General features: G+C 67.4%; 8 protein-coding genes. 4 read left to right on the top strand and 4 right to left on the bottom strand.

Annotated elements, in window-relative coordinates:
* Positions 1-215: 215 nt before the first annotated feature.
* Genes KXR83_RS17270 through KXR83_RS17260 form a run of 3 tightly spaced genes read left to right on the top strand, consistent with a single transcriptional unit; the run spans position 216 to position 6,567 of the window.
* A complete protein-coding gene (locus tag KXR83_RS17270) occupies positions 216-1,919 on the top strand; it encodes an Hsp70 family protein (protein ID WP_437425876.1) in 1,704 nt (567 codons plus the stop codon).
* A complete protein-coding gene (locus KXR83_RS17265) occupies positions 1,903-4,413 on the top strand; it encodes a LuxR C-terminal-related transcriptional regulator (protein ID WP_437425875.1) in 2,511 nt (836 codons plus the stop codon). The genes KXR83_RS17270 and KXR83_RS17265 overlap by 17 nt, the downstream gene beginning before the upstream one ends.
* A 39-nt stretch (positions 4,414-4,452) precedes the next feature.
* Positions 4,453-6,567: an acyltransferase family protein gene (locus KXR83_RS17260; protein WP_437426105.1), complete on the top strand. Its 2,115-nt coding sequence runs from the start codon at positions 4,453-4,455 to the stop codon at positions 6,565-6,567.
* Positions 6,568-6,573: 6 nt separating this feature from the next.
* Here KXR83_RS17260 and KXR83_RS17255 read toward each other — a convergent pair whose 3' ends face one another.
* Genes KXR83_RS17255 through KXR83_RS17245 form a run of 3 tightly spaced genes read right to left on the bottom strand, consistent with a single transcriptional unit; the run spans position 6,574 to position 8,262 of the window.
* Positions 6,574-7,035, bottom strand: a complete 462-nt coding sequence (locus KXR83_RS17255) for a VOC family protein (RefSeq protein ID WP_437425874.1) — start codon at positions 7,033-7,035, stop codon at positions 6,574-6,576.
* Positions 7,036-7,069: 34 nt separating this feature from the next.
* A complete protein-coding gene (locus KXR83_RS17250) occupies positions 7,070-7,465 on the bottom strand; it encodes a helix-turn-helix domain-containing protein (protein ID WP_437426104.1) in 396 nt (131 codons plus the stop codon).
* A gap of 23 nt (positions 7,466-7,488) precedes the next feature.
* Complete coding sequence (locus tag KXR83_RS17245) at positions 7,489-8,262, bottom strand: TSUP family transporter (RefSeq protein ID WP_437425873.1); 774 nt, start codon at positions 8,260-8,262, stop codon at positions 7,489-7,491.
* A 102-nt stretch (positions 8,263-8,364) separates the two neighbouring features.
* On the opposite strand from KXR83_RS17245, the gene KXR83_RS17240 reads away from it, so the two are divergent.
* Positions 8,365-9,627 carry an acyltransferase gene (locus tag KXR83_RS17240; protein WP_437425872.1) on the top strand — a complete coding sequence of 421 codons (1,263 nt, stop codon included), beginning with the start codon at positions 8,365-8,367 and terminating at the stop codon, positions 9,625-9,627.
* On the opposite strand, the gene KXR83_RS17235 is transcribed toward KXR83_RS17240, so the two are convergent.
* A complete protein-coding gene (locus KXR83_RS17235; protein ID WP_437425871.1) occupies positions 9,567-10,172 on the bottom strand; it encodes a SanA/YdcF family protein in 606 nt (201 codons plus the stop codon). The genes KXR83_RS17240 and KXR83_RS17235 overlap by 61 nt on opposite strands.
* Positions 10,173-10,568: the final 396 nt, after the last annotated feature.

Genomic DNA, 10,568 nt, shown 5'->3' with positions numbered 1-10,568 from the left:
TGCGGCCCCGGCCCAACGGGCCAACGCCCCCTTCGTCGCTGATGGGGGCGTTAGGGGAAGCCCCCCGGTGCAATAGGGGGTCTAGGGGATCGACCCCGCACATCCGCGACCACCCGCCGAACCGGTAACACCATCCCTACCTGCGGCGACATCATGGGAGATGGGCATCACAGGGTGAGTCGATGCCGTAGGCGCACCAGAGGAGTCGGCAGACCATGACCACATCGCTCGGTTTGAAGATCGGCAGCACCACATGTGTTGCAGTGCCCGGTACCGACGATGGCCTCGGTACTGCTGTTGTGCGCGGCCCGATTCTCGAGCTGGCGCCCGACACCTCGCCCGAACTCGTCGACCGGCCGGGGCCGTATCGGGTCGGCGGTTTCACCGAGCGGGTGGGTGACCCCGTTGCCCTGGTGACCGACGACGGCCGCCAGTACACCGGCGAGGATCTCTACGCCGCTGCGATGGCCGCCCTCACCGCCGACGCCGGAGCCTGGGATGCCGACGCGATTGTGCTCGCCTGTCCGAACGAATGGCAGGACTACACCGTCGAGGCCCTTCGTGCGGCCGCTGCCCGGCAAGACCTGCCCGAGGTGACCGTGGTTCCCGAGGCGATCGCCGCGGTTGCCGCTCTCGCCGAACACAAGGGCCAGCTCGACGGCGTCACCGTGGTGTACGACCTCGGTGGCTCATCACTCGACGTTGCGGTGGTCCGCACCGGCGCCGACCCGATGATCATCGGCCGTCCACTGAAGTCCGAAGAGATCAGCGGCGCCCAGTTCGACCATCTTGTTCTCGGTCATGTCCTCGAATCGGTGGGCGCCACGGACGCGATCGATCCGTTCGATGCCGCGACGATGGAGGGTCTGGCCGAACTCCGCGTTCGCTGCGCGGCGGCCCGCGAGGCGCTGTCCTCCGACACCGAAACCGTTGTCTCCATCGATCTTCCGGGGATCCGCACCGAGGCCAGGCTCGTCCGGTCCGAGCTCGAAGACCTTCTGCGGGCACCCCTGGCGAGCTCGATGGCCCTGGTGATCGAGGCCCTGCAGCTCGCCGACATCGAGCTGGGCGCGGTCTCCACGATCCTGCTCGCCGGTGGCGGCTCGGCCACCCCTCTCGTCAGTGAACTGGCGTCGTCGATGCTGCGTATCCCGGTCGCGGTCAACAACGACCCGGCGACCACAACCGCCACCGGCGCCGCACTCATCGCCCACACCGCGGCGAAGGCGGCCGCGGCCGCGTCGGTCGCTGTCGTGCCGGCGCACGCATCGGCTTCGGACGAGCTGGTTCCCGCCGGCGCGCATGCTCTCACCCCGGCTCCCCGCACCGTCAAGGTCGAGCCCGCCTCGATGTCGCGGGGCAAGCGCACCGCGATCGTGGTCGGTGTCGCCGCTGCGATCGCTCTCCTCACCGCCGGAGGCCTCTCCGTGGGCACTGCCCTGACCGACGACGAAGGGCCCAAGCCTGCCGCTGCGGAGTCGTCGGTGACGAGTTCACCGACCGCTTCCTCGACTGCACCCGACGGCTCGCCCGCCGGGTCCTCGACCGACACGAATGGCGGAACCGGCAGCAGCACCCCGGGCACGGTCACGACCGGCGCCGACGGCCGGCCCACAACGGTGGCACCCAGAGGCGGTACGGCTGCCCCCGCCCCCGCCGCGTCAGGTGCCCCGACCGCTCCACAGAACGGCGCGCCGGCTCCGGCACCTGCCCCCGGCGGAGGAGCCCCGGCGCCGGCACCTGCCCCCGCACCTGCTCCGGCACCCGCTCCCGCTCCTGCCCCCGCGCCGGCTCCCGCACCAGCTCCGGCGCCCGCACCGGCCCCCAACCCCGGTGGCGGTCTACTCGGTGTCCCGGGCCAGGTCCTCGACGGCACGGGCGCGGCAGTTGGTGGACTCCTCGGTGGAATCGGCGGGTGATGTCGCAGTCGGCCGCAGTCCGGTGAACCGTCTCCCCGGAGCCACCGCGTTCACCGGAATGCCTGCCGCACAAGCGTTGCTGTCCGCCGTACACGCCGGCGGTCCGGTACTCGCGTTTGTCACCGGCGTCGCCGGAAGCGGCAAATCAGACCTGCTGCTGCATTGTCGTCGCCTACTGAACCGTTCCGGCACACAGGTTTTCACCGCGATCCCCGACCATGAGGCCACCCGGCCCGGCTGCGCCGTCATCGTCGACGACGTGCACCACTGGGAAGCCGACAGCCTGAGCCGCCTCACCGACCTCGCCGACCGCGGCGACCTCACGGTGATCGCCGCCGCCGAACCGCGCCTGTCCGACAACAACCTCCGGCAACTGCAGCGAACATTCTCCGCCCTCGGCACCGACATCAAGCTGGGCCCACTGCCCACGCCCGCGATCGTCACCCGTTCAGGCGGGATCGTGTCCGCGCCGGTGGCCGACGTCATCCGCCGTACGGCCGGCGGGAACCGCGCAGCCATCGACACGGCCCTCGACGTCCTGCGAGCCGACCCCGCCGCCGACGAACGGGCCGCACGGGAGGCGATCGCGAAATGGCAGCACGAACGGCTGCGCGCGCTTGATCCCACCACTCACGACGTACTGACCGTGGCCGCCCTGCAACCGTCGCCCGATCCGCACACCATCGCCGACACCCTTGGCCTCGACCCCACCGCAGCCATCGAAGCCCTCGATCGGGCACGCGGTTCCGGTTTCCTGACCGGCACCGACGAGTTCCTTCCTGCCGCGCTGCCGGTCCTGCGAGCCGTGCGGGGTGAGCATCAGATCGCGTCCACCCACCGCTCGCTGGTGGACGCGCTGCTCGACCGGGGGACCCTGACCGTTGACGGAGCCCTCACCGCCGCACGCTCGGGCGTCGTCGACGACCGCCTCGCGGATCTCCTCCTGTCGGCGGCCCGCACCGCTCCCCCGGCCCAGGCGGCCGACCTCTGGCACGCAGCGCTCACAGCCGGCGCGGACCCCGGGGTCGTCCGGGTTCCGCTGGCCGATGCCGCGACCCTGGCCGGCGACCTCGACACCGCCACCCGGTTGGCCGACACCATCCTCGCCGCGGATTCAGCGTCCGATCGCCGTGACGCCGTCCGGATCGGCGCAGCGGTCGCGGCACGGCGTGGAACGTATTCGCGGTCGGCCGACCTCTACCGGTGGCTGGGGCCAGAGGCCGCCGGACCGGACGCCACGATCGGCGTGCTGACCCTGCTCGCCACCGGGGATCGTCCAGGGGCCGAGGAGTTCTCGGCGATCGCGGACGCCGCGCCTCCGACCACCGACCACGCCCGCGGAACCCTGCTCAGCTCCGGCCTGCTCGCGTCGTTGACGTCGTCGCCGGCCGCGGCCCTCGGTCCGATCCTGCGGGCGGTGTCCCTCTCCGCTCAGCACCGCCGGGCCGAACCCGAGTCCGCCGCTGCGGTCGCTGCGCTGCTCTGTCTGCACAGTGGCGACCTCGCCGGCGCGAAGGCCGCACTGTCGCGCGACTGCGATCAGACCCCACGCGAACATCTGCTCCTCGGCTGGACGGCGATGGTCGGCGGCGACCTGACCGCCGCCTCGGACATCCTCGGAGAGGTCACGCCCCAGAACCTGCGCGACGAGCTGGTGGCCCATGCCCTTGCCGTGGCAATCGCCCGACGTCGCGGCGACATGGGCGCCCTGGTCGCCGCGTGGCGCGACGCCGTGCCCGCGGTGGCCGAGATGGAGGTGGACCTGTTCGCGTTGCACCCTCTCGGCGAATTGTGGCTCGCGGCGGTCCGATTGCAGGACACAGCGCGGCTCGCCCACCTGGTGACGGCCGCCGACCGTTTGCTCACGGCTCTGGGTTCGCCGCCGGCGTGGTCGATGTCGTGGAGTTGGTACGGCGTGCAGGCCGCCATCCTCGCGGACGATCCCTCGGCCCTGGTCCCTTATGCACGTCAGCTCGGTCAGGCCGCTGAAGGCGAACCGTTCGGTGCGGCCCTTGCCGACGCGGGCCGGGCGTGGCTGCGGGTGCTGCAAGGACAACCCGATGTGGCCGAGGTGAAGAAGGCCGCGTCGGCGCTCGAGCAGGCCGGATTGCCCTGGGACGCTGCTCGACTCGCCGGCGAGGCCGCACTCCGGGTCGACGACACCCAGGCGGCCACCTCATTGCTGCAGGTCGCCCGACTCGTCGGCGCACCAGCGGTCGCGGCCACCGCAACGCATGTTGATGCCGCACACCCGGCCGCCGGTCCGTTGACCGAACGCGAGGCCGAGGTCGCTCGGAACCTGCTGCTCGGGCTGACGTACCGCGAAATCGGTGCCCGCCTGTTCATCTCGGGCAAGACCGTCGAGCACCACGTGGCGAGGATCCGCCGTCGTCTCGGCGCCGGGTCCCGGTCGGAGATGTTGTCGATGCTGAGAGCCGCGGGGTACGGCCCGGCAACAAATCAAGGGGGAGCCCAGAGCGCCACCTCATCCTGACGGTGAACATCTGGAACAATTCCCCCGGTGAGCGCCACCATGACCGACCCACCAGTCGTGTCCGGGGCGCCATCGAAGAAGTCCACCGAGTACCGCCACGACCTCGACGGACTGCGTGGCATCGCCATCACCCTGGTGGCCGTCTTCCACATCTGGTTCGGCCGTGTGTCCGGTGGAGTCGACGTCTTCCTGACCCTGTCCGGCTACTTCTTCGTGGCGTCGCTCCTCAAACATGTGCTGGCCACCAGTTCGCCGACTGCTCGGTGGTCGACGGCGATCAATCCTGGGCCGCGCCTCTGGCGGCTCGCGCGACGACTCCTCCCCGCGCTTCTCACCGTGCTGCTGTTCATCGTGGTGCTGTCGCTGTGGCTGATGCCTCGAACCCGATGGTCGCCGCTGGGTGACGAGGCCATCGCCTCCGCGCTCTACTACCAGAATTGGCACCTGGCCCTGGCATCGCAGGACTATCAGGCCGCAGATTCGGCGAACAGCCCGATGCAGCATCTGTGGTCGATGTCGGTGCAGGGCCAGTTCTTTGTGGTCACGTTGCTGGCCGCATTGGCGCTCGGCGGCGTCCTGAAAGTGCTCGCACTCAGTTTCGATGTCTTCCGCCGACCGCAGGTCATCCGCGGAATCGTGTTCGCCGCCTTGCTCGGTGTCGCGGCGATCTCCTTTGCGTGGGCCCACCACCGGCACGGGATCAACCAGCCGTTCAACTACTACGACACCGTCGCCCGCTGCTGGGAACCGATAGCCGGCGGGCTCCTCGCCGTGTGGATGCCCCGGCTCAAGATGGCTCAGTGGATGCGAAACCTGTTGGGCCTGATCGCTTTGGCGCTCATCATCAGCTGCGGGTGGTGGATCGTCGGGGTGCAGCAGTACCCGTCGACGCTCGCGCTGGTGCCCGTCGGCGCCACCCTGTTGCTGATCTGGAGTGGCTCGCGCCAGACCGCGCCCGGTGACAGCACCGACCCAGGCGCGGTCAGTTCGTGGCTCGCACACCCGTCCATCGTCTGGCTGGGCTCCATCGCCTACGCCTTGTATCTGTGGCACTGGCCGCTGCTGATCTTCTACCTGACCTGGCAATACAAAGACAGCGCGAACATCGTAGAGGGCGCCGGGATCATTGCGGTCTCGCTGCTCTTGGCCTGGGCCACAGCGAAATACATCGAGACCCCGATCAGGGCCGGAAAGGCGCCGTGGCGACGATCGGCGACGGTGCTCACCGCAGTCCTGCTGGTACTCACCGTGGTCGCCGGGGCGGGCATCGTCAGCTGGAACCGGCACGTGCAGAACATGACGGTGGACACCCAGAATCTCGATCCGCGCCTGTATCCCGGCGCACGCGCGTTCCTCGACGGCGTGCCGGTGCCACGGGTGGAGCCCGAACCGAGTCCGCAGGTGGTCGAAAAGGATTGGCCCATCACGTCGTACGACTCGGTGATCTCCGGCTGGAAGGACGGATCGATCAGAGTCGGCGTGTACGGCGACGTGAACGCCACGCGCACCGTGGCTCTGGTGGGCGGCTCCCACGCGGAGTACTGGATCACCGCCCTTGATGCGATCGGCAGGCAGCACGGGTTCAAGGTGACCACCTACCTCAAGGTGGGCTGCCCGCTGACCACGGACTACGTGTTCACCTGGTTCGGCCAGAAGTACTACCAATGCAACGAGTGGTCGCGCGATGTGATGGCACGGCTGGCCGTGGACAGACCGGACGTGGTGTTCACCAACAGCACTCGCCCGGTGGAAGGTCAGGTCACCGGCGACTTCGTCCCCGAGGACTACCTCGACATCTTCACCGAGTTCCGCGACCGCGGCCAGAAGGTGATCGCCGTACGGGACAACCCGTGGGCCGTCGGCAAGGAGAGTCCGCCGGAATGCCTTGCGCTGGGCAAGAAGCCGTCGGTGTGCGGGGTGGAACGGTCGCTGGTGATGTCACCGACCGATCCTGCGCTGGCCATCGCGCCCCAGTTCCCGAACATGAGTTTCCTGGACTACACCGACGCGATGTGCAGCGACACCTACTGCCCCGCCGTGGTCGGGAACATCTTGCTATGGCACGACTTTCACCATCTGAGCGCGACCTTCGTCCGCAGCCTCGTCCCGGCCCTCACCGCCGACATGCAGAGGGCTCTACCCGGCTGGTGGTGAGACCGCCTACGCCTCACTCTTCCAGCGGGCGATGTCGTCATCGGAGATCTCCACCGGACCCGTGGCCAGTTGGGTGATCCGGATGTGGTTGCCAAACGGATCTCTCAGCGCACAGTCGACTCCGTAGGGCTGCTCCGTCGGTTCCTCGGTGAACTCGACACCGAGTGCGGACAGTTCTTCGTAGGTCTTTCGGCAATCGTCCGTGGTCAGCATGGCAGCGGCGCCCAGCGCGCCCTTGGTGACGAGGTCGCGGACCGTTGCGGCCACCTCTTCGCTGTGGGCCGGCGGCCCCGGAACCTCGAGGAGGATCTGACGATCCGGGTCTCCGGGCAGGGCGATGGTAAGCCACCTCATGAACCCCATGTCGACGTCGTCCTTGACTTCGAAGCCCAGTTTCCCGACGTAGAAGTCGAGTGCTTCGTTCTGATCGAGAACCATGACCGTGTGAATGCTGATGTTTTTGAACATGTCTCAACGGTAGGGGCAGGGGTGGCCGCGCTGCTTATCCAAAACTGCTCGGTCTCGACCACGTTCTGACAAAACATCCCGGCACCTTCACCGGCGTGGCGGTGGCCCGGAATCCGCTGGGCGACGCCCCGACCACGGTTCGAAACGTCCGGCTGAAGGTCCCGAGGCTCTCGAACCCCACCATCGCCGCGATGTCGGTGACGGGCAGCAGTGGATCGCGCAGCAAATTCATTGCTCGCTCGATGCGGCGGCGCTGCAGATACCGATGCGGCGTCTCCCCGAAGGTGACCCGGAACGTACGGGTGAAGTGGGCAGCGGACATGTGTGCCACGGCCGCCAACCGGGGAACGTCGAGCGGCTGCGCGTAGTCGCGGTCCATCGCGTCGCGGGCGCGCAGCAACCGTCGGTTCTGATCCTCACCAGGACTCATCGCCACGGACAGAGCCTAATGAACTACGCGAACTGATCCCAGCCGAGCTTGGCCGACATCACCACGACCACCACGAGCAGTGCGGCCCGGATCACGCCAGACCCCCTGTTGAGCACTGTCCTCGATCCCAGCAGTGATCCCGCGACGTTGGCCACCGCGAGTAGCAGCCCGAGCTGCCACCACACGTGCCCCTGGATCGCGAACACCACGAGGGCACCGAAGTTCGTCGCCGTGTTGGCGATCTTGGCCAGTGCCGCACTCTCGATGAAGCTGCGGGAGAGCACAACGGTGAGCGCGATGATGAGGAACATCCCGGTACCGGGGCCGAAGATGCCGTCGTAAAAGCCGATCACCGCAAACGCGACACAGCCGGCGATCATCTGCCGGCGGCTCAGCGGACCGCCCGACCCCGTGCTCCGGCCGAACGACGGCCTGCACGCCACGAAGATCCCGACGGCCAGCATCAGGACGATCACCAGCGGCCTGATCACATCCGCCGACACCAGCGACGCCGCGGTGGCACCGGCGGCCGCACACACCCCGGCGATCGGTACGGAGATCAGGGCGAGGCGTCGCGGGACAGCGGTCACGCGGGAGAACGCGATGGCGGCCGCGCCGGTGCCCCAGATCGCGGCGAGCTTGTTGGTACCCAGCGCAGTGGCGGGTGCCACGGTAGGGAACGCGATGAGCATCGCCGGGATCAGCACCAGACCGCCACCACCGATCACCGCGTCGATCCAGCCCGCCGCCAGCGCCGCGACCAGCAACAACGTCAACACATCCCAGTCGGGGATCATCTCGCACAGCCTTTCCACACCACATGGACAGTAGGTGGACGTGACAAATCCCTCAGACACCGAGGAGGGTAATCACAGGTGGATGCGGCATGCTGTACGACGATGACCGCCACCACCCCCGCCGATTCCGCAGGCGCTGGGACCGTCACCAGCAGGTCCCGGCCGACCGCGAAGCGGGCGTATCTGCATCACGTCGACCTGATCCGGGCGACCACCTTCTCTCTGGTCATCTTCGTGCACTGCCTGACCGCGACAACCGACGAATGGGACAGCGTTCCGGTCAACTCGACCACCCTGCTGCTCCACTTCACCCGCAACATGTTTTTCGCGCTCAGCGGCTTCGTGCTGATGTACCAGAACTTCGAGCGGGTCGACTTCCGGTCGGTGGACTTCTGGCGCCGACGGATGAAACTGGTCATCTTCCCGTTTGTGATCTGGTCTTTTGTGTATTGGGCCGTCGAGGACATGTGGGCGCACGGACGCACCGGTGACATCCCCGGCAGCCTCGGGGAGTTCTGGGATCTGCTCAAGTGGGGCCTGTCCGGGTTCCACATGTACTTCTTGTTCGTGATGCTGCAGGTGTACCTGCTGTTCCCGCTCGTGCTGTGGCTGGTGCGTCGCACGCGTGGCCGCCATCTGGCGCTGCTCGCCGTCAGTGCCGCAGTGCAATGGGCATGTTTTGTGGTCATCACGCACTGGCAACCACCTGCGAGCATCGCCGGGGTGTGGTGGCACTACTACGCGACCTTCGTGCCGTATCAGTTCTTCGTGTTCGCAGGTGCGGTGACGGCGGTCCATCTCGACGACATCCGGCTGTGGCTACAGGGCAAGGGCTGGTGGTTGTTCACCGCACTGGTGGTGACCGGATTGTTCGCGCTCGGCAACTTCTGGTGGCGGGTGTGGGGTGATGATCAGCGTGCGATCGATGCGAGTGCGGCTTTTCAGCCCACGTTGTTCCCGTTCCTCGTCGCCGCGGTGGCGTGCCTGTACGCGGTCGGCCAGCACTGGGCCGATCACCACCGGCGCAGCACCCCCCGATTCGACCGCATGGTGAAGTACGCATCGAATCGCTCATTCAGCGTCTTCCTGGTCCACGCCCTGCTGATCTTCTTCATCCTCTACCCGCAACGGAACAATGTCGCCTGGGTGGTGGACGCACTGGGGGCGCCATGGGCGACCATCGTCGTCTATCTCGGCACCCTCGCCGGCTCACTGTGCGTGGTGGAGGTCCTGCGCCGGATGCCCGGGTCTGCGTATCTGACCGGCCGTCCCCGGTTGCCGATGCCGGACAAGTTCGACGTCGCTCAACTCATCAGTACCGTCAACAACGCCCGCGGCCGGGCCAGCACCGTCTCACGCAGGTGATTGCGTGCGATTGTCCATGTCGGACAATCACATTCGGCGAGTACGCCGTGGGCTTCGATGCCGACGTTGCGGCACAGCGCTACCGCACGACCGAGGTGGAAACCCTGGGTGACCACCAGCGCCGACCGCACCCCGAACAGGTCGTGGGCACGGCGGCATGATGCCGCGGTGTCGTATCCCTCGGGGTCGTCGATGATGTCCGACGCGGGCACCCCGTGCTCTTGGAGATAGGCGCGCATCACCGCCGGCTCGTTGCCCGCCACCGCGCGGCCGTTCCCTGAGTTGAGCACCTTTTGCACCCGGCCGTCGCGATAGAGAGCGAGTGCGGTCTCGAGTCGGCCGCGTACGTACGAATCAGGTTCGCCGTCGATCACCTTTGCCCCCAGCACGAGCGCCACGGATGCCGAGGGGGCTTCGGAGGCCTCGGACGTCCGGTCGTGCGCCTGCACGTACACCCAGGTGCTGGCGATGGTCACGACAAGCTCGACACCTGCCAGCCCGGCGCCGATCAGCAGTAGAATTCGGTAACGACTTATGGCGGACATCACAAATACCTTACCGATCAGTAACTTAGGACAACCTGCGCAAAACCTTGGCACAGCCAGGCCTTAACGTACCTAGTGGAGAACACTGCGTGCGCTGGAGTGATTCAACGCGACGCCGTGAGCGCCACACAGCTTGCGATAGGGCCAGGCCCCATCTGGGGCCATCAGGCCGACCGGGTGAACCATTCGACCGTGATGCGTAAACAGACGTATATCGGGCGGATGGTTCGAGAGAGAAAGGCCGTGACGCCGTGAATACCGCGACGATCACCATCGGCACCATTGCTGCTCTGGCAAGCCTGGTGTGCTGGGCACTGTTTTTCCGCGGGGTGTGGACGATGCTCCGCACCATCGCCAAGGGGCAGAAGGACAACACCCGGTTCACGCCGGTGCTCC

Source organism: Williamsia muralis, assembly GCF_051487485.1.
Lineage (GTDB): Bacteria > Actinomycetota > Actinomycetes > Mycobacteriales > Mycobacteriaceae > Williamsia > Williamsia muralis_B.
Note: the sequence above shows the minus strand (reverse complement) of the source record. Positions and strands in the feature narration are given on the sequence as shown.

Excerpts from the sequence above, each read along its gene's own strand:
- KXR83_RS17270 (WP_437425876.1), top strand. The coding sequence starts at position 216 with ATGACCACATCGCTCGGTTTGAAGATCGGCAGCACCACATGTGTTGCA.
- KXR83_RS17260 (WP_437426105.1), top strand. The coding sequence starts at position 4,453 with ATGACCGACCCACCAGTCGTGTCCGGGGCGCCATCGAAGAAGTCCACC.
- KXR83_RS17255 (WP_437425874.1), bottom strand. The coding sequence starts at position 7,035 with ATGTTCAAAAACATCAGCATTCACACGGTCATGGTTCTCGATCAGAAC.
- KXR83_RS17250 (WP_437426104.1), bottom strand. The coding sequence starts at position 7,465 with ATGAGTCCTGGTGAGGATCAGAACCGACGGTTGCTGCGCGCCCGCGAC.
- KXR83_RS17245 (WP_437425873.1), bottom strand. The coding sequence starts at position 8,262 with ATGATCCCCGACTGGGATGTGTTGACGTTGTTGCTGGTCGCGGCGCTG.
- KXR83_RS17240 (WP_437425872.1), top strand. The coding sequence starts at position 8,365 with ATGACCGCCACCACCCCCGCCGATTCCGCAGGCGCTGGGACCGTCACC.
- KXR83_RS17235 (WP_437425871.1), bottom strand. The coding sequence starts at position 10,172 with ATGTCCGCCATAAGTCGTTACCGAATTCTACTGCTGATCGGCGCCGGG.